The organism is Microbacterium sp. GXF0217, from assembly GCF_054798195.1.
Map to the genome: position 1 here is coordinate 593,997 of NZ_JBSJZG010000003.1, position 19,816 is coordinate 613,812.

The window sequence follows — 19,816 nt, forward strand, 5'->3', positions numbered from 1 at the left end:
CGGCACGGCGCGCTCATCGCGCGCCGGTAGACTCGATTCTCGTGTCAGACGTACCTGAGATCACGCCCGAGGCGGTGGAGACCGCCGTCGCAGCAGCGCTCGATGCGATCGCCGCCGCCGCCAGCACCGCAGAGCTGAAGGCCGCGCGTGCGGCGCATGTCGGGGAGGGGTCGCCCCTGGCGGTCCTCAACGCCTCGATGCGCCAGGTCGCCCCCGAGCACAAGGCGGCGTTCGGCAAGCTCGTCGGCCAAGGGCGCGGCCGGGTCTCGCAGGCGCTCGCCGCGAAAGAGACCGAGCTCGCCGCAGCCGAGACGGCTGCGCGTCTCGAGGCCGAGCGCGTCGACATCACCGCGGTGTCCTCGCGCACGCGCGTGGGTGCACGGCATCCGCTGACCCTCCTGCAGGACGAGGTGTGCGACATCTTCGTCGGGATGGGCTGGGAGATCGCGGAGGGGCCGGAGCTCGAGCACGAGTGGTTCAACTTCGACGCTCTGAACTTCGACGTGGATCACCCCGCCCGCCAGGAGCAGGACACGTTCTACGTCGACCCGACCTCGCGCCACCTCGTGATGCGCACGCACACGAGTCCCGTCCAGGTGCGCTCGATGATCGAGCGCGAGATTCCGATCTACGTGCTGTGCCCTGGGCGGGTCTACCGCACCGACGAGTTCGATGCCACGCATCTGCCGGTGTTCACCCAGTTCGAGGGGCTCGTCGTCGATCAGGGCATCACGATGGCGCATCTCAAGGGCACCCTCGACCACGTCGCGCGCGCCCTGTTCGGGCCGGAGGCGAAGACCCGCTTCCGCACCAACTACTTCCCGTTCACGGAGCCGTCGGCCGAGGTCGACCTGTGGCACCCGACGTTCAAGGGCGGCGCGCGCTGGATCGAATGGGGCGGCTGCGGAATGATCAACCCGAACGTGCTGCGGGCCGCCGGCATCGATCCGGAGGTCTACAGCGGTTTCGCGTTCGGCATGGGCATCGAGCGGGCGCTGATGTTCCGCAGTGATGTGAAGGACATGCGCGACATGGCCGAGGGCGATGTCCGCTTCAGCGAGCAGTTCGGGATGGTGGTGTGATGCGCGTCCCGCTTTCGTGGTTGCGTGAGTACGTGGATGTGGCAGCGGATGCCACCCCTGAGGACGTCTTCGCGTCCCTCGTGGCCGTCGGCTTCGAGGAGGAGGAGATCCACCGGGTCGAGATCTCCGGCCCCGTCGTCGTCGGAGAGGTCCTGTCATTCGATGAGGAGCCGCAGTCGAACGGCAAGACCATCCGGTGGTGCCAGGTCGACGTCGGCGACGCGAACGGCGGCGTCCGCGGTATCGTGTGCGGCGCCAGCAACTTCGCCGTCGGCGACAAGATCGTGGCGACGCTGCCCGGCGCGGTGCTCCCCGGTCCGTTCCCGATCGCGGCACGCAAGACCTACGGACACGTGTCGGACGGCATGATCGCCTCGGCGCGCGAACTCGGCCTGGGGGACGAGCACAACGGCATCCTGGTCCTGTCGACGCTGGGTCTCGACCCCGAGGTGGGCACCGACGCCCTCGCCCTGCTGGGCCTGGACGACGTAGCCATCGAGATCAACGTCACGCCGGACCGTGGCTACGCGTTCTCGCTCCGCGGCGTGGCACGCGAGTACGCGCACGCCACGGGTGCGGACTTCCGCGACCCGGCCGAGCACGAGTGGGACGAAGTGGCCCCAGGGGCCGGCTTCCCGCTCGCCGTCACCGCTGAGCCGCTGCGCGAAGCGCCCGCGGTGCAGGAGTTCGTCGTCCGCGTTGTCCGCGATGTCGATCCGACCCGGCCGACGCCGCCGTGGATGGTGTCGCGGCTCGCACTCGCCGGCATCCGCTCGCTGGGCGTGCTCATCGACATCACCAACTACGTCATGCTCGAGCTCGGCAACCCGATCCACGGCTACGACCTGGACAAGCTCTCCGGTGGGATCACGGTCCGCCGTGCGCAGCAGGGCGAGAAGATGACGACCCTCGACGGTCAGGAGCGCACGCTGCACGTCGAGGACCTGCTCATCACCGACGAGTCCGGTCCGATCGGTCTCGCCGGCGTCATGGGCGGCGGGACGACCGAGATGTCGGATGAGACGCGCAACGTGCTCATCGAAGCCGCGAACTTCGACCCGGTGTCGATCGCGCGCACCGCGCGCCGGCACAAGCTGCCCAGCGAGGCGTCCAAGCGCTTCGAGCGCGGTGTCGACCCCCTCATCCCGTTCGTCGCGGCTCGTCGCGTCGCCGACCTCATGGTCGAGCTCGCCGGCGGCACCCTGGACGAGATCGGCGGAGCGCTGTACTCCGAGGTCGAGATCGCGGGGATCGACCTTCCGGCCGAGTTCGTACCCGGCCTGATCGGGGTGGACTACGAGGATGCCGAGATCGTCGACGCCCTCGAGATGATCGGCGCCGAGGTCGCGGAGACCTCGGACGGATGGTTCGTCATCCCGCCGAGCTGGCGTCCAGACCTCACCGACAAGTGGACGCTCGCCGAGGAGGTCGCCCGCATCCACGGTCTCATCCGCATCCCGTCCGTGCTGCCCACGCCGCCGTCCGGCCGCGGGCTGACGGCGATGCAGCTCGGTCGTCGTCGCGTCGCGAATGCGCTGGCCGCTGCGGGTCTCGTCGAGACGCCGTCGTTCCCGTTCACGACCGAGGCGCACAACGATCTGCACGGATCGGAGTCGGGCGAGCATGTCGCCAGCATCCGTCTGGCGAACGCTCTCGACGGCCAGGCGCCGTTCCTGCGGCGCTCGCTGGTTCCGGGCCTTCTGCAGACAGCGCATCGAAACGTCGCGAGGGGCTTGACCGACGTCGCGATCTTCGAGGCCGGCATCGTGTTCCTCCCCGAAGCCGATGTCGTCTACGGCACCGACGAGGTTCCGCCGCTCGGTGCGCGTCCGTCCGACGAGACGCTCGCCGCCCTGAACGCCTCGATCCCGCCGCAGCGTCGTCACATCGCAGCCCTGTTCACGGGCAACGCGACACCGCGCCAGCCGGGGCGCGCCGCCGAGGCGTACGGCCTCAGCGACGCACTCGACGTGGTTCAGGTCCTCGCTGTGGCCGCCGGCACCGAGATCGACGTCGTCCAGGGGCAGCGCGCCGCGCTGCACCCGGGGCGCACCGGTGTGCTCAGCGTGCGCGGCGCCGAGGTCGGCTACGTGGGCGAGCTGCATCCTGACGTGGCCTCCGACGCGGACCTCCCAGGGCGCGCGGTCGTTCTGGAGCTGGATCTCGACGGCATCCTCGAGCTCGCCGGCGGCCGCGTGGTGGCCGAGAGCCTGTCGACCTTCCCGGCGGCGACGCAGGACGTGTCGCTGGTCGTCCCGGCGGCTCTCGCCGCCGGCGACCTCCGCGAGGCGCTCGTCGAGGGCGCAGGCGAACTGCTGGAATCCCTGCGGCTCGTGGACGACTACCGCGGCGAAGGGCTTCCCGAGGGTTCGAAGAGCCTGACGTTCGCGCTGCGTTTCCGTGCGCCGGATCGGACGCTGACCGCGGCAGAGGCCACCGAGGCGAAGCTCGCGGGCGTCGCCGTCGCGACCGAGCGATTCGGGGCGACGCTGCGCGAGTGATTGCGTGCTCGATCGTCGAGCGGGCGGAGCCGCGCCTGCTCGATGATCGAGGGAACGCCCAGTCGACGCAGGGCAGGATGGACGCATGACGATCTCGCAGCGGCGCTTCGCGGCCGCCGCGGTGCTGGTGTCGTTGGGTGCGGGGCTGGCGGCATGCGCACCGGCCGCCGGGCCGGGGCCGGAGAGTGCGACCTCCGCACCCTCTCCGACGGCGTCACCGGAGCCGACGCCGACGCCGACACCCACGCCGAAGACCGAGCTCGAACGGGCGGCGGAACGCGTCGCGGAGATGCCGGGCAGAGAGCAGGCCGCTCTCATCACCATGGGCTACGCCGACGGGACGGATCCGGCGGCCCTTGCTTCCTACGTCGCGGGCGCTCCCCGCGGGCTGATCCTGATGGGGAACAACATCCCCGCCGGGCCCGAGGAACTGCGCTCCCTGACGGATGCCGTGCATGCGGCGTCGCCAGGGGCGCTCATCGCGACGGATGAGGAGGGCGGCGACGTCGCCCGTCTGCCGTGGGATGACCTGCCCTCCGCCCGGACGCTGAAGAGCGAGGACCCAGCGGCGGCGCAGGCTGCGTTCTCCGCCCGCGGCCAGTTGCTCGAACAGGGCGGGATCGACATCAACTTCGGCGTCGTCGCCGATGTGCCGCGCTCCGACGGGTCGTTCATCTTCCGACGGTCGTACGGGACCGATCCGCAGGCGGTCGCCGAGCGGGTCGCCGCGGTCGTGACCGGTGAGAAGAAACACGCCGCGACGACCCTCAAGCACTTCCCCGGACACGGCGCCGCGGAGGGGGACTCGCACCATTCCATCCCCACGACCGCGCTGAGCCTGGAAGAGTGGAGGGCGATCGATGCGCTGCCGTTCCGCGCAGGGATCGACGCGGGTGCAGAGCTCGTCATGATGGGGCATCTGAGATTCACGGCGGTGTCGGATCTCCCCGCGACGCTGTCGCCGGAGTGGTACGCGATACTCCGGGACGAGCTCGGCTTCACCGGTGTCGCCGTCACCGACGATCTCGGCATGCTGTTGTCCTCCGGCGATCCGGCCTACGCCGATCCGGTCGCCAACGCCGTCATGGCGGTCGATGCGGGCGCGGACATGGTGCTGACGATCGCGGGCTCGAGCCCCGAGACGGCGACACAGATCATCGACGCGCTCGCGGCGCGCTCGGCATCCGATCCCGCGTTCGCCGACCGCCTGGCCGAGGCGGCGACGCGGGTGGCGGCTCTGTCCGCCTCTCTGACTCCCTGACGTCCTGGTCCTGGCCAGGGCATAGACTGCGGGCAGTGACACGGGGTGCCGCGACCGCGGCTGAGAACAGACCCGTCGAACCTGATCTAGTTCGTACTAGCGAAGGGATGTCGCGCATGAGCGATCTTCTGCGTCCGTTTTCCGAGTCGTCGAATGCAGGCACGCCCCGCGTGCTCAGCATCGCAGGCAGCGATCCATCCGGCGGAGCCGGCATTCAGGCCGATCTGAAATCGATCGCCGCGAACGGCGGGTACGGCATGGCCGCCATCACCGCGCTGACCGCGCAGAACACCCGGGGCGTGCGCGACGTCCACATTCCGCCGCCCGCGTTCCTGAACGCTCAGCTCGATGCGCTCTCGGATGACATCGTCATCGACGCCGTCAAGATCGGGATGCTGGCGAACGCCGACGTCATCCGCACGGTGATCGCCTGGCTGGACGCGCAGCGCCCGCCGGTCGTCGTGGTTGACCCGGTGATGGTTTCCACGAGCGGCGACCGGCTGCTCGACGCCGACGCCGAGGACGCACTGCGGGAGCTGCTGACGCGAGCGGACGTCATCACGCCCAACATCGCCGAACTCGGGGTGCTGATCGGCGGGCCGGTCGAGGACTGGGCCGGCGCGCTCGCCGCCGGACGCGCGCTCTCCGCGCAGACCGGCGCCGCCGTCCTGGTGAAGGGAGGGCATCTGACCGGAGATGAGGCCCCCGATGCGCTCGTCGACGTCGCGCACGACGGCGTGCACGAGTTCACCGGCGTGCGGATCGCGACGACGAACACACACGGCACCGGCTGCTCGCTGTCGTCGGCCGTCGCCACTCGCCTCGCGAGGGGAGAGACACCCGCCGGGGCCGTCGCGTCGGCGCGCTCCTGGTTGCGAGAATCTCTCCGGGCCGGTGAACGCCTCGACGTCGGCCAGGGGCACGGTCCGATCAGTCATTTCGCCGGTCTGTGGAATCGGGGAGGAATCGACGTCGGCCCGTCGGCCGCGGATGTCGCGGACGAGTGGTGGACGCGCATCCGCGGCATCCGCGACGGCATCGACGAACTCGCCTTCATCAGGGCGCTCGCCGATGGCACGCTGGAACGCGAGCCCTTCCTGTTCTACCTCGGCCAGGACGCGCTGTATCTGCGCGAGTACGCGCGTGTGCTTGCTGAGGCGGCCAGACTCGCACCGACGCCGGCAGAGCAGGCGTTCTGGGCGAACTCCGCGCAGGGGTCGATCGTCGGAGAACTCGAGCTGCACGCCTCCTGGCTGACGCCAGAGGGCGGCGTGGGTTCCGACACCTTCTGCGCCGAACCCTCAGCGACGACGACTGCGTACCTCGACCACCTCCGCTCGACCGCGTTCGGCGGCGACTACGCGGAACTGATCGCGGCGATCCTGCCCTGCTTCTGGCTGTACACCGACCTGGGCACGCGCCTGCACGCGGGCGCTTTCGGCGAATACGCGCGCGATCTGCGGCATCCGTACGCCTCGTGGCTCTCGACCTACGCCGACCCCGCCTTCGAACAGGCGACGACGCAGGCGATCGCCTTCGTCGCGCAGCGAGCAGCCGCGGCCGACTCCGAGACCAGAGCGCGGATGTTCCGGGCCTTCGAGCGCTCCAGCGCGCTGGAGCTGCAGTTCTTCGCCGCGCCGCTGCGGGATGCCGTGCGCACACCGCAGGTGGTGTGACGGCCGCGCCTCCCTCGTGCAGGCGCAGCGCGAGCAGGGACACGTGTGACACCGCCGATTTGCGTCGAGCTCGCCGCGGGCGATATCGTCGCGCCATGCCTTCGGTCGCACCCGCTTCGCTGACGCTCCTCCCGAGCGTCGCTCCGGTGCGCCGACGCCGCGGCGACCGCCGACTCTAGGCGACCTCGCGTTTCTGCCTGCACCGGGCACGGCCGTGAGCGTCGCCGCCTCCGTCGACGACCATCCCGACCGTTAAGGTGGAACCATGACGTATACCGTCGCCGTCTCCGGCGCCTCCGGCTATGCGGGGGGCGAGATCCTGCGCCTGCTGGCCGATCATCCCGACATAGACATCCGCACCGTCACCGCGCATTCCAACGCGGGGCAGCCGCTGATCCAGCATCAGCCGCACCTGCGGTCGCTCGCTCACCTCGAGCTGCAGGACACGACGCCCGAGATCCTCGCCGGGCACGACATCGTCTTCCTGGCACTGCCGCACGGGCAGTCCGGGCAGTACACGGATGCGCTCGGCGACGTGCCCCTCGTCATCGACGCCGGCGCCGATCACCGCCTCACCTCGAAGTCCTCGTGGGACGCGTTCTACGGCGGCCACTTCCACGACGCGTGGACGTACGGCGTCCCAGAGCTCCTGGTGGGCGGTGGGAAGCAGCGCGAGCAGCTGCGCAGCGCGACCCGCATCGCCGCCCCCGGATGCAACGCCTCCACCGTGAGCCTCAGCCTCGTGCCGGGCGTCGCCGCCGGCGTCATCGATCCCTCCGACATCGTCTCGGTCCTGGCCGTCGGTCCCTCCGGTGCAGGGAAGAGCCTGAAGACCAACCTGCTCGGCAGCGAGATCCTCGGAACAGCCAACCCGTACGCGGTCGGCGGTACGCACCGGCACATCCCCGAGATCCAGCAGGCGCTCGCCGCCGCTGGTGCGGCCGACCCGCGGATCTCGTTCACTCCCGTGCTGGTCCCGATGTCGCGCGGCATCCTGGCGACCTCGACCGCACCCATCGCCGACGGCGCGACCGATGCGCAGATCCGGGATGCCTGGGCGAGCGCATACGGCGACGAGACGTTCGTCCAACTGCTGCCCGAAGGACAGTTCCCGCGCACGGCCGACGTCCTGGGCGCCAACACCGCGCTCATCGGACTCGCGATCGACCGCGCAGCGAACCGCGTGACGGTCGTGACCGCGGTCGACAATCTCGTCAAGGGCACCGCCGGTGCTGCCATCCAATCCATGAACATCGCGCTCGGGCTGCCCGAAGCTCGCGCCCTCACCGTGAACGGAGTCGCACCGTGAGCGTCACCGCCCCCGCAGGATTCGAGGCGGCAGGAGTCGCCGCAGGTCTGAAGTCGACCGGCAAGCCGGACGTCGCCGTCGTCGTGAACCGCGGTCCGCGCAAGGTCGGCGCCGCCGTCTTCACGAGCAACCGTGCCAAGGCCAACCCGATCATCTGGTCGCAACAGGTCATCCAGGATCGTGTCGTCGAGGCCGTGGTCCTCAACTCCGGCGGTGCGAACTGCTTCACCGGAGCGTTCGGGTTCCAGACGACGCATCAGACCGCCGAGAAGGTTGCCGAGCTGCTCGACATCAGCGCCGGCGATGTGCTGGTGTGCTCCACAGGTCTCATCGGCACCGGCGACGAGGTGTTCCGCACCAAGGTGCTCGCCGGCACGACGCAGGCGATCGCCGAGCTCTCCACCGACGGCGGCGACAGCGCGGCCCACGCGATCATGACGACGGACACCGTCGCGAAGACGGCAGTGATCTCGCGCGATGGCTGGACGATCGGCGGAATGGCCAAGGGCGCGGGCATGCTCGCCCCCGGCCTCGCCACGATGCTCGTCGTCCTCACCACGGATGCCGATCTGGAAGCGCTCGAAGCCGACACCGCGCTGCGGTCGGCGACCGGGACGACGTTCGACCGTCTCGACTCGGACGGCTGCATGTCGACCAACGATCAGGTCACCCTGCTCGCCAACGCCGCGAGCGGCGTGAAGCCCGAGCTGGCGGACTTCACCGCTGCGCTGCGCGAGCTCTGCCTGGAGCTCGCCGTCAAGCTCCAGGGCGATGCCGAAGGCGCCGGTCACGACATCACGATCCGCGTGACGAACGCGGCCACCGAACAGGAGGCTGTGGATGTCGGCCGTTCCGTGGCGCGCAACAATCTCTTCAAGGCCGCCGTCTTCGGCAACGATCCGAACTGGGGTCGCGTGCTCGCGGCGATCGGCACGACCAGCGCGCAGTTCGACCCGTACGACGTCGATGTGTGGATGAACGGCGTGCGCGTGTGCACCGAGGGCGGACCGGACCGTCCGCGGGAAGAGGTCGATCTCGCGCCGCGCGCGACCGACGTGCTCATCGACCTGAAGGTCGGCGACGCCGAGGCGACCATCCTCACCAACGACCTCACCCACGACTACGTCCACGAGAACAGCGCGTACTCCTCATGACCGATCTCCAGGACACCACGCCGGACATCGCGGCCGAGAAGGCGTCGACTCTCATCGAGTCGCTGCCGTGGCTGAAGAAGTTCCGCGACCAGATCGTCGTCGTCAAGTACGGTGGCAACGCGATGGTCTCGGACGAGCTCCAGGACGCCTTCGCGCAGGACATCGCCTATCTCCGCTACGTCGGCGTGATGCCTGTCGTCGTGCACGGCGGCGGACCGCAGATCTCGCAGATGCTCGACCGGCTCGAGATCCCCAGCGAGTTCAAGGGCGGCTACCGCGTCACCAACACCGAGGCGATCAGCGTCGTTCGGATGGTGCTCACCGGCCAGGTGAACCCTCAGCTGGTCGGCAAGATCAACTCGCACGGTCCCATCGCCACCGGACTGAGCGGTGAGGACGCCGGTCTGTTCGGTGGTCGTCGTCGTGGCGTCGTGATCGACGGCGAGGAGGTGGATCTCGGGCGCGTCGGAGACGTCGTCCAGGTCGACCCGACGCCCGTCCTCGATCACCTGTCGGCCGGCCGCGTCCCCGTGGTGTCGAGTATCGCTCCCGACCTCGATCACCCTGGTCAGTCGTTGAACGTCAACGCGGATGCCGCGGCATCCGCCCTGGCGACGGCGCTCGGAGCGCGCAAGCTCGTGATCCTCACAGATGTGCCAGGGCTGTACGCCGACTGGCCGAATCGGGACTCGCTGGTGTCGCACATCACGTCCGGGGATCTCATCGAGATGCTGCCCTCGCTCGAATCGGGCATGATCCCGAAGATGCGCGCGTGTCTGGATGCCGTGGAGAAGGGCGTGGACGCCGCGGCCATCATCGACGGGCGGGTGCCGCATTCGGTGCTCGTCGAACTGTTCACCAGCAAGGGAATCGGGACCGAAGTGGTCCTGGGAGAGAAGAAGAAGGCATGACCGGCTGGCAGGAGGACGCCGCGCGCGATCTGGTGCTCAACGCAGGAGACCGGCTGGAGCTGCTCACCCGCGGTGAGGGCTCGCACCTGTACGACGGCGACGACCGTCGCTACCTCGACTTCCTCGCCGGGATCGCCGTCACCTCGCTCGGTCACGCGCACCCGGTGTTCGTCGAGGCGATCTCGCGGCAGGCGGCGACCCTCGCCCATGTGTCGAACTACTTCGCGACCCCGCCGCAGCTGGCGCTCGCCGCTCGACTGAAGCGCCTGGCCGGCGCCGGCATCGACGGTCGGGTGTACTTCTCGAACTCCGGCGCTGAGGCGAACGAGGCCGCGTTCAAGCTCGCCCGCCTGCACGGCGGCGCGGAGCGCCCGCGGATCATCGCTCTCGAGAACGGATTCCACGGTCGGACGATGGGCTCGCTCGCGATGACGGCGAAGACCAGCATGCGCGCTCCGTTCGAGCCCATGCCCGGCGGTGTCGAGCACATCCCGGCGACCATCGAGGCACTCGAGGCCGCGATGGACGACCGTGTCGCGGCTGTCATCGTCGAGCCCATCCAGGGCGAGGCTGGCGTCGTCGAACTGCCGGAGGGCTACCTCGCCGCGGCGCGTTCGCTGACGCTCGCGCACGGCGCCCTGCTGATCATCGACGAGATCCAGACCGGCGCCGGACGCACTGGCGCCTGGTTCGGATTCAGTCACGAGGGCATCACCCCGGACGCTATCACGCTCGCCAAGGGCATCGGCGGCGGGTTTCCGATCGGCGCCCTCGTCACGTTCGGTGCGGCGAGCTCGCTGTTCACACCCGGATCGCACGGTTCGACGTTCGGCGGCAACCCGCTGGGCACGGCGGTGGCGGATGCCGTTCTCGCCGAGATCGAGCGCGCGGGTCTCGTCGAGAACGCCGCCGCGCGCGGCGCGCAGCTGCGGACCGTCATCGACGGGATCGGCTCGCCGCTCGTCACCGGCACCCGCGGCAAGGGGCTTCTGATCGGCGTCGCGCTGAACGCGCCCGTCGCCGGAGCGGTCGTCGCCGCCGCTCAGAACCGCGGACTGATCATCAACGCCGCGAACCCGGAGACGATCCGCATCGCTCCGGCGCTCACGATCGGGGATGCCGAGATCGAAGAATTCCAGACGCTGTTCGCCGACTCGCTTGCCGACGTGCAGGCGACGCTCGCGGCATCCGAGACCGAAGGGGTATCCGCATGACCCGTCACCTGCTGCGTGATGACGACCTGACTCCCGCAGAGCAGGCCGAGATCCTCGATCTCGCCGTCGAGCTGAAGAAGGACCGCTGGGCCGATAAGTCGCTCGCTGGCCCCCAGACCGTCGCCGTGATCTTCGACAAGTCGTCGACCCGTACCCGCGTGTCGTTCGCGGTGGGCATCGCGGACCTCGGCGGTTCGCCGCTGATCATCAGCACCGCCAGCAGCCAGCTGGGCGGCAAGGAGACCCCGAGCGACACGGCCAGGGTGCTCGAGCGCCAGGTCGCGGCGATCGTGTGGCGCACGTATGCGCAGGCGGGGCTCGAGGAGATGGCCGCCGGGACGCGCGTCCCGGTCGTCAACGCGCTGTCCGACGACTTCCACCCGTGCCAGCTGCTCGCCGACCTGCTCACGATCCGAGAGCACAAGGGCGACCTCACGGGGCTGACGCTGACATTCTTCGGCGACGGACAGAGCAACATGGCGCACTCGTACGCGCTCGCCGGCGTCACCGCCGGCATGCACGTGCGCATCGCGTCGCCCGACGACTACGCGCCGCGCGCTGACGTGATCGAGGCGGCCGATCGTCGTGCCGCCGAGACCGGTGGCTCCATCACCCTCTACACCGACGCGAACGAGGCCGCGGCCGGCGCGGACGTCGTCGTCACCGACACGTGGGTGTCGATGGGCAAGGAGGAGGAGAAGCTCGCGCGCATCCGGGATCTCGGCGGTTACAAGGTCACCCCCGAGACCATGCAGATCGCGGATCCGGAAGCCATCTTCATCCACTGCCTCCCGGCCGATCGCGGCTACGAGGTGGACTCCGACGTCATCGACGGCCCGCAGAGCGTGGTGTGGGACGAAGCCGAGAACCGACTGCACGCGCAGAAGGCGCTGCTCGTCTGGCTGCTCCGGCAGGGCTGAACGGATGGCGCGCGGGCTGTCCGACCGGTGGGAGCGGTTGAACGGCCCCGCGCGCATCGGCGGCGTCGACCTCGCCCGCAGTCTCGCGGTCATCGGCATGTTCGCGGCGCATCTGCTCGTCACGGCCGATCACTGGGACTGGACGGACCCGTCGACTTGGCTTTTCATCGTCGACGGCCGTTCGTCCATCCTGTTCGCGACGCTCGCGGGCGTCTCGGTCGGCCTGGTGACGGGAGGCGCCGTCCCGCTCACGGGTGACCGCATGCGCACCGCGCGCGGTCGGCTGGCCGTGCGTGCCGGGATGCTGTGGCTCACCGGCATCCTGCTCATCCTCACCGGCGTGCCGGTGTACGTGATCCTGCCCGCCTATGCGATCCTCTTCCTGCTCGTCCTGCCGTTCACGACCGTGTCGTCGAGCACCGTGCTGTGGGCCGCGGCCGGGATCGGCGCCGTGATGGCGTTCGTGCAGCCGCTGCTGGACGAACTGCCGCTGTGGTCAGGGCCGTTCGGCGGCGAGTTCTCGGCCGCGTTGGGCTGGAACTACCCGTTCCCGGTGTGGATCGCCTTCGTGCTCGCGGGGCTCGGCATCGCGCGTGCCGACGTGAGCCGTCTGCGCACCCAGCTCTGGATGCTGGCAGCCGGAACAGCTCTCGCCGTGGTGGGGTACGCCGGGTTCTCGGGGCCGTCCGATTCGCTGTACCTCCAGCGGGTCCTGACCGCCGTTCCGCATTCGTCGGGGATGTTCGAGGTCTTCGGCACCGGCGGCTTCGCGATCGCGGTGATCGGAGCCTGTCTGCTGATCTGCCGGCTGGATGCGGTCCGGATGCTCCTGCTCCCGTTGCGCGCCACCGGCGCCATGCCGCTGACGGCGTACGCGGCTCAACTGCTCATCTGGGCGGTGGTGGCACTGGCGACGTTCGGCGATACTGGTGATCTTGTCGCCTTCCGCGCGATGGAGCCGTTCTGGCCGCTCACGATCGGCACGATCGTCGGCTGCACGGCATGGGCGCTGCTCATCGGGCGCGGGCCGCTGGAGTGGTTGTTCGACCGTACGGCGAAGGTCGCCGTACCAGGACGGCCCCGCGGGATCGGTAGGCTGAATCCATGAGCGAGGCGAAGCACGACGGTACGAACGAGGGCGCGCTCTGGGGCGCACGATTCGCGAGCGGACCGTCGCCTGAACTGGTGGAGCTGAGCCGTTCCACGCACTTCGACTGGGTCCTCGCCCCCTACGACATCGCCGGTTCGCATGCGCACGCCACGGCTCTCGAGGCGGCCGGTTACCTCGAGCCCGATGAGGCCCGTCGCATGCACGAGGGCCTGGATGCCGTGGCCCGCAAGGTCGCCGACGGGGCGATCGTCCCGCATCCCACCGACGAGGACGTCCACGGCGCTCTCGAGCAGGCGCTGATCGTCGAACTCGGACCGGAGCTGGGCGGCCGTCTCCGCGCCGGTCGCAGCCGCAACGACCAGATCGCGACGCTCGTGCGGATGTACCTGATCGACCACGCGAAGGTCATCGCCCGGGACCTGCTGCGCGTGATCGACGCGCTGGTCGCCCAGGCCGAGGCCCACCCCGAGGCAATCCTGCCCGGACGCACTCACCTGCAGCATGCGCAACCCGTACTGCTCGCCCACCACCTGCAGGCGCATGGCTGGCCGCTGGTGCGCGAGCTCGAGCGCCTCGTCGACTGGCGCGTCCGCGCCGCCGTCTCGCCGTACGGCGGGGGAGCGCTCGCCGGCTCCACGCTCGGGCTCGACCCGGCGCTGGTCGCTTCCGAGCTCGGACTCGATCGCCCGGCGGAGAACTCCCTCGATGGCACGGCCGCGCGCGACGTGGTCGCCGAGTTCGCGTTCATCGCCGCGATGACCGGAATCGACCTCTCGCGTCTGAGCGAGGAGATCATCCTCTGGAACACGCGCGAGTTCGGCTTCGTCACGCTGCACGACGGCTACTCGACAGGCTCGAGCATCATGCCGCAGAAGAAGAACCCCGACATCGCCGAGCTCGCCAGAGGCAAGTCCGGTCGGCTGATCGGCAACCTGTCCGGCCTCATGGCGACGCTCAAGGGACTTCCGCTCGCGTACAACCGCGATCTGCAGGAGGACAAGGAGCCGGTGTTCGACTCCGTGCGGACGCTCGAGGTCGTTCTGCCCGCGTTCGCCGGGATGATCGCGACGCTCCGCTTCGACACCGCGCGGATGGCCGAGCTGGCCCCGCAGGGCTTCTCGCTCGCGACCGATGTGGCCGAGTGGCTCGTGAAGCGCCGCGTGCCCTTCCGTGACGCGCACGAGATCTCCGGTGCGCTCGTGCGCGCGTGCGAGGAGCAGGGGATCGGCCTGGAGGATGCTTCGGACGAATTGCTGCTCTCGGTCTCGCCGCACCTCGTCCCCGAGGTGCGGGAAGTGCTGTCGATCGAGGGGTCGGTCGCCTCGCGGACCGGAACCGGCGGGACGGCCGGGGTCCGCGTCGCGGAGCAGCGCGCCGAGCTCATCGCCCGTGCGCAGAAGGCGGCGCACGCTCTGGGGCTGTGACGCGTACCCATCAGTGAATGCGCTCATGGCGCATATTTGAATCAAATAACTTATTAGCGCATATAACGAACACATGCGTGTTATGGTTATGCCATGGTCATCGCTGTGATCGCCGACATCGTCGGCTCCCGTCGTCTCGAGGACCGCGCATCCGCCCAGCGCGTGCTCGATGAAGCCATCGCGCGCGTGGAAGCGGATCTCCCGCTCGCGACGCAGCCGCTGACGCCCACCGTTGGCGACGAGCAGCAGGCGGTCTACACACGGCTCGGCGATGCGCTGACGTCGCTGCTCATGCTTCAGCTCGCACTTCCGGACGGGATCTCGTTCCGCTTCGGGATCGGGGTGGGAGAGATCCGCGCGATTGATTCCGCGCACGGCGCCCTCTCGGACGGACCAGGCTGGTACGCGGCGCGCGAGGCGATCGAGACGGTGCACGCCCGCGAGCAGCGCGCCGTGCCGCGCATGCGCACATGGATCGTCGGTGCCCCGGGGCAGGATGAGGTCATGGAGCCGCTGATCGCCGCATCGAACGCCTACCTGCTGACCCGTGACGAACTGGTCGGCGACATGAGCGAGCGGGAGCGACGGCTCACATACGGGCGTCTCACCGGTACCCCGCAGGCCGAGCTCGCGCGCACCGAGGGGATCACCCAGCCGAGCGTGTCCAAGTCGCTGCGCAGCGCCGGAGCAGCCGCGCTGATCGAAGGAGTCGCGCAGCTGAGAGGGGCGGCCTCATGATCCTCGCCGGATTCCTGCTGCTGGCCGTCGGAGCGGTCGATCTCGTCCGCCAGTTCGTGCCGCCGCGCTGGATCGGCTACCTCGTGACCCTCATCGTGCTGCTCGTGCTCGGCAGCGTCGCGGATGCGCTGCTGCCGATGATCGTCGCGATCGTCGTCGGAGCGGCCTGGGTACGGGCCATGCCGAGGGAGCGTGATTCCCGGCTCGGCTTCTGGCCTGCGGTCGGCCTCGCCTTCATCGTCGCGGTCTCGGTGGCGTGGGCCGGTGCGCGGCCGGATGCGGGAATCATCGGCCTGTCCTGGCGGATGGGCTCCCCGTTCGGGCCGATCCCCTTCGACCTCGCCGTGCTCGTCATCGGCGTCGTGGTGTTCCTGCTGGAATCGGCGAATCTCGTCGTCAGGGCTGCGCTGTCCGGCGAGCACACCTGGCGACCGGATGACGCGGGGATCGCCCCGGGTGCGCCGACGACGGCAGCCGACGTCGCGGCGGACGATTCCGACTCGGCCGCAGTCGAGCCGGCGCAGCCGACGCAGCGCGGCGGGTTCAAGGGCGGACGCCTGATCGGACCGCTCGAGCGCGTGATCGTGTTCATGCTCACCCTGACTGCCGCGTACCCGATCCTGGCCGCAATGCTGGCGGCGAAGGGCATCGTGCGCTTCCCCGAGATCTCCAAGGACGGCGAGACCGGGGCGCGCGCGGAGTACTTCCTGGTCGGCAGCCTGGTCAGCTGGGTGATCGCGTTGGGCGCGGCGTTCCTGGTGTGGTGGGGCGTGCACGCCTGATCGTCCGGCAGGTGCCGCGCTGATAGCCTGGAACGCGTGTCGAATTCCGCTCTGACGACTGCCCCGCAGGCGATCGATCCCGCGTTCGAGAACGTGTGGGATGAGATCGTCTGGCGCGGCCTCGTCCACGTGTCCACCGATCAGGAGGCGCTGCGCGCCCTTCTCGCCGGGGACCCGATCACGTATTACTGCGGCTTCGACCCGACCGCTCCGAGTCTGCACCTCGGGCATCTCGTGCAGCTGCTTCTGCTGCGTCGGCTGCAGCTGGCGGGACACAAGCCGCTCGGACTCGTCGGAGGGTCGACCGGCCTCATCGGAGACCCGCGTCCGACGGCAGAACGCACCCTGAACACCAGGGAGACCGTCGCCGAGTGGGTGGACAGTCTGCGCGGGCAGGTCGAGCGCTACCTGAGCTTCGAGGGCGACAACGCCGCGCGCATGGTCAACAACCTGGACTGGACGGCACCGCTGTCCGCCATCGACTTCCTGCGCGAGATCGGCAAGCACTACCGTGTCGGCACGATGCTGAAGAAGGATGCCGTCGCCGCGCGCCTGAACTCGGATGCCGGTATCAGCTACACCGAATTCAGCTACCAGATCCTTCAGGGACTGGACTTCCTTGAGCTGTACCGCCAGTACGGCTGCGTGCTGCAGACCGGCGGCAGCGATCAGTGGGGCAACCTCACCAGCGGAACCGACCTGATCCATCGTGTGGAGAGCACGTCGGTGCACGCGATCGGCACACCGCTCATCACGAACAGCGACGGCACCAAGTTCGGCAAGAGCGAGGGCAACGCGATCTGGATCAACGCGGACATGACCAGTCCGTATGCGTTCTACCAGTTCTGGTTGAGCACGGCCGATGCCGACGTCGTTGAGCGTCTCAAGGTCTTCACTTTCCTGACCAAGGCTGAGATCGAGGAGTACGCAGCGCTGGTCGAGACGGAGCCGTTCCGTCGCGCCGCTCAGAAGCGCCTCGCGCTCGAGGTGGTCGCGACCGTGCACGGCGTCGATGCGACCGCCGCCGTGATCGCAGCATCCGACGCGCTGTTCGGTCAGGGCGATCTGACGGCACTGGATGCTGAGACGCTGCGCTCCGCCCTGGCGGAGCTGCCGAACGCGACGGTGGCCGCCGGCACTCCGATCATCGAGGCGCTGGTCGCAACAGAGCTGGTGTCCTCCAACGGTGAGGCGCGTCGGGCCATCGGCCAGGGCGGAGTGACGCTGGACGGCGTTCGCGTGGAGGACGAGTCGGCCGTGGTGCAGGGCACCCTGCCCGGCGGCGTCTCAGTGCTCCGGCGAGGGAAGAAGACGCTCGCGGGCGTGTTCATCGGCTGACCCGTGCCGTTCACGCCGAGCCACGCGGTCATCGCGCTGCCGTTCGTGCGCACGCCGCTGATCCCCGCAGCGATCGCGATCGGCGCGATGACGCCGGATCTTCCGCTGTTCCTCCGCGGCATCGGTCTAGGGTACGGCTTCACCCACACCTGGGCGAACCTGCTGTGGACGGGCGTCATCGCATTCGCGCTGTTCCTGCTCTGGCGGCTCCTGCTGCGGCCGGCCGCGGGGGAGCTCGCACCGTCCTTCATCGCTGCCCGCCTTCCGCGTGAGTGGGAGCAGAAGCCATCGACGGCCGTGCGACAGGCGCTCGGCGCGGGGGAGTCGCGCGGGTATCCGCTGCTGCTGGCGGCATCCCTGCTGATCGGCGTCGCATCGCACATCCTCTGGGACCTGTTCACGCACGAGGGGCGCTGGGGCAGCCAACTGCTTCCGATTCTGGATGCCGAGTGGGGCCCGTTGCCCGGATTCAAATGGCTGCAGCACGGCTCCAGCGTGGTCGGCCTGCTCATCGTCGGCGTCTGGATGCTCGTCTGGCTGCGCCATCGGATGCCGCGTGCCGAGCTCGTCCGACTGCTGCCTGGTGGGGTGCGCGTCGCGTGGTGGCTGTCGCTGCCGGCTGTGCTCGTGGTCGCATGGGTCGCCGGGATGATCGCGTTCGGTCCGTTCACCGATGAATTCACGGTGCAGCACCTGGCCTATCGGGTCCTCCCGCCGGCATGCGCGGTGTGGGGAGGGCTCACCGCAGTGCTCTGCGTGGTTATCGGGATTCGGCGGAGCGCCCGCTGATCACCAGACCGCGGAGTCCCGTCCCCAGGCTCGGGGCGCCTCGAACTCGAGGCCGGGAATCGCGGATCGCGCAGTCGTGACCGCGTGGCCGTCGACCAGGAACCCCTGGGTGTGCGCGGCCGGGTCGACCGGCGGTGCCGGGTGGGGTTCGGCGGTGCGCGGCATCCCGAGCAACTCGGCGGCGATGCGTCGCAGTGAGGTGCGGACCGCGCGTGCGATGCCGTCCTCAGCATGGACGGCATCGCAGATCCCGGCGGCGAGCAGATAGCCGGCGGAATGATCCAGGGCCTGTGCGGGAAGCACCCCCGGGCGATCTCCGTCCGGGGACTCGACCATCGCGATGCCGGACTCGGCCTGGACGAGGCTGTCGAATCCGCGTCGATCAGGATGCTCGTGCCCCCAGGCGCTCAGCTCGGCGACGATGAGACCCGGATGCCGATCTGCCAGATCCTCGCGTGTCAGCCCGAGGCGGGCGAGCGAGGACGGCCGGTATCCGAGGACGAGGACATCGGCCGCGCCGAGGAGCTCTTGGAAGCGGGCGGAACGCGCATCGAGAATCGTCGAGCGTTTGCCGTGTCCGGTATCGAGGTGCTGCCAGGTCGGTTCCGCGAGCCCCGGCGGATCGACGCGAAGGACGTCCGCGCCGAGAAGAGCGAGCGTCCGGGTGCACACGGGACCCGCGATCACTCGCGTGAGATCGAGAACACGAATGCCGTCGAGACCGCGCCGAGGGACGGACCGCTGTCTGGCCGGCTGGCCGGTGTCGACGGACTCGACCAGCGGGGTGTCCTGGAGTGCTCGGTCCGTGTCCGGGTTCTCGGGCCGTACCGGGACGGCGAGGCCGCCCGCACCCGCGATGCGCGCGACGGCGTCCTGCATCGAGCGGTCCGCCAGCGCGGCTGCGAGGGCATCGGCCCCGGCATCCGAGCCGAGGTCGAGCGCAATTCGAAGAGCGTGCGCGTGATGAGGGTAGTTTCCATGGGTCCGGACCCAGCCGTCGGCGACGCGCCAGAACCCCGACATCGGAGACCACACCTCGGGGGAGTGGCTGTCGACGGTGAGATATCGATCGCTCCGGTACGCGGCGGCGAGGCGGCGCGCATCGATCCGCGTCTCATCCACTGCGGGATGCCGGGCGGCGCGACACAGCGCAAGCACGCTCGCAGAGGCGAGGGCGTCGACGGAGAGACGAGACGGGAGGGTCTGCATGGCCCGATCGTACGACCGCTCCCAGCGCGAAGGCCCCGGAAATCCAGGCGACACGCCCGGGGGTCCGCCTGGATTTGCCCGACCCCCGGATCCAGCGTAAGTTATTACCTGTTCGCCCCACAGGGTTGAGAGAGACCAGCAGGTCAGCTCCCCTCAAGTGGCGGAACACCTCCCGAAAACAGTTCACACACTCCGGTGCGAGATTGTTTACGGGATGCCTTGTGATCCTCGGATCGCGGGCCGAGTTCGCTCGGCGCGTCGATTTGACAAACGGATCAAGCGAGGTAAGATAGAGAAGTTGCCCTTCGGGCCTGGTCGTGAGGCTGGGTCGGGGGAGCGTCTGATCCTTGAGAACTCAACAGCGTGCACTTGTCAAATGCCAAATTATCCTCGTCTC

At 69.2% G+C, this 19,816-nt stretch carries 16 protein-coding genes and 1 riboswitch; of the genes, 15 read left to right on the plus strand and 1 reads right to left on the minus strand.

What is annotated here, in order from left to right; genetic code table 11:
- Positions 1-41: 41 nt before the first annotated feature.
- The 15 genes from pheS (at position 42) to ACWAT3_RS09050 (ending at position 18,210) form a co-directional block, all read left to right on the plus strand.
- The gene (gene pheS / locus ACWAT3_RS08980; RefSeq protein ID WP_460797685.1) at positions 42-1,082 is read left to right on the plus strand and encodes a phenylalanine--tRNA ligase subunit alpha; all 1,041 of its coding nucleotides are present in this window, start codon (positions 42-44) and stop codon (positions 1,080-1,082) included.
- The gene (pheT, locus tag ACWAT3_RS08985) at positions 1,082-3,583 is read left to right on the plus strand and encodes a phenylalanine--tRNA ligase subunit beta (RefSeq protein ID WP_460797686.1); all 2,502 of its coding nucleotides are present in this window, start codon (positions 1,082-1,084) and stop codon (positions 3,581-3,583) included. Before pheS ends, pheT begins: the two co-directional genes overlap by 1 nt.
- 85 nt (positions 3,584-3,668) lie before the next feature.
- The gene (locus tag ACWAT3_RS08990; RefSeq protein ID WP_460797688.1) at positions 3,669-4,844 is read left to right on the plus strand and encodes a glycoside hydrolase family 3 N-terminal domain-containing protein; all 1,176 of its coding nucleotides are present in this window, start codon (positions 3,669-3,671) and stop codon (positions 4,842-4,844) included.
- 31 nt (positions 4,845-4,875) lie between these two features.
- Positions 4,876-4,969: riboswitch (TPP riboswitch) on the plus strand.
- Positions 4,961-6,520 carry a bifunctional hydroxymethylpyrimidine kinase/phosphomethylpyrimidine kinase gene (locus ACWAT3_RS08995; protein ID WP_460797690.1) on the plus strand — a complete coding sequence of 520 codons (1,560 nt, stop codon included), beginning with the start codon at positions 4,961-4,963 and terminating at the stop codon, positions 6,518-6,520. (Overlaps the previous riboswitch by 9 nt.)
- 265 nt (positions 6,521-6,785) lie before the next feature.
- Positions 6,786-7,829, plus strand: coding sequence for an N-acetyl-gamma-glutamyl-phosphate reductase (gene argC, locus ACWAT3_RS09000; protein ID WP_460797692.1), 1,044 nt, complete (start codon positions 6,786-6,788; stop codon positions 7,827-7,829).
- Positions 7,826-8,983, plus strand: a complete 1,158-nt coding sequence (gene argJ / locus ACWAT3_RS09005) for a bifunctional glutamate N-acetyltransferase/amino-acid acetyltransferase ArgJ (RefSeq protein WP_460797694.1) — start codon at positions 7,826-7,828, stop codon at positions 8,981-8,983. Before argC ends, argJ begins: the two co-directional genes overlap by 4 nt.
- Positions 8,980-9,894, plus strand: a complete 915-nt coding sequence (argB, locus tag ACWAT3_RS09010; RefSeq protein ID WP_460797696.1) for an acetylglutamate kinase — start codon at positions 8,980-8,982, stop codon at positions 9,892-9,894. Before argJ ends, argB begins: the two co-directional genes overlap by 4 nt.
- Positions 9,891-11,108, plus strand: a complete 1,218-nt coding sequence (locus ACWAT3_RS09015) for an acetylornithine transaminase (RefSeq protein ID WP_460797698.1) — start codon at positions 9,891-9,893, stop codon at positions 11,106-11,108. Before argB ends, ACWAT3_RS09015 begins: the two co-directional genes overlap by 4 nt.
- Entirely contained in the window at positions 11,105-12,028 is a 924-nt protein-coding gene (gene argF, locus ACWAT3_RS09020; protein ID WP_460797699.1) for an ornithine carbamoyltransferase, read from the plus strand. Before ACWAT3_RS09015 ends, argF begins: the two co-directional genes overlap by 4 nt.
- Before the next feature lie 4 nt (positions 12,029-12,032).
- Entirely contained in the window at positions 12,033-13,136 is a 1,104-nt protein-coding gene (locus ACWAT3_RS09025; protein WP_460797701.1) for a heparan-alpha-glucosaminide N-acetyltransferase domain-containing protein, read from the plus strand.
- Entirely contained in the window at positions 13,133-14,563 is a 1,431-nt protein-coding gene (argH, locus tag ACWAT3_RS09030) for an argininosuccinate lyase (protein ID WP_460797703.1), read from the plus strand. The genes ACWAT3_RS09025 and argH overlap by 4 nt, the downstream gene beginning before the upstream one ends.
- A gap of 93 nt (positions 14,564-14,656) precedes the next feature.
- The gene (locus ACWAT3_RS09035; protein WP_460797705.1) at positions 14,657-15,301 is read left to right on the plus strand and encodes a SatD family protein; all 645 of its coding nucleotides are present in this window, start codon (positions 14,657-14,659) and stop codon (positions 15,299-15,301) included.
- Positions 15,298-16,083 (plus strand): hypothetical protein, encoded by a 786-nt coding sequence (locus ACWAT3_RS09040; protein WP_460797707.1) that lies wholly within the window; start codon positions 15,298-15,300, stop codon positions 16,081-16,083. Before ACWAT3_RS09035 ends, ACWAT3_RS09040 begins: the two co-directional genes overlap by 4 nt.
- 36 nt (positions 16,084-16,119) lie before the next feature.
- Entirely contained in the window at positions 16,120-17,421 is a 1,302-nt protein-coding gene (tyrS, locus tag ACWAT3_RS09045) for a tyrosine--tRNA ligase (protein ID WP_460797709.1), read from the plus strand.
- Positions 17,422-17,424: 3 nt separating this feature from the next.
- On the plus strand, positions 17,425-18,210 hold the full coding sequence (locus ACWAT3_RS09050) for a DUF4184 family protein (RefSeq protein WP_460797711.1): 786 nt from the start codon (positions 17,425-17,427) through the stop codon (positions 18,208-18,210).
- On the opposite strand, the gene ACWAT3_RS09055 is transcribed toward ACWAT3_RS09050, so the two are convergent.
- Complete coding sequence (locus ACWAT3_RS09055; RefSeq protein ID WP_460797713.1) at positions 18,211-19,419, minus strand: CoA transferase; 1,209 nt, start codon at positions 19,417-19,419, stop codon at positions 18,211-18,213.
- Between the last annotated feature and the right edge of the window lie 397 nt (positions 19,420-19,816).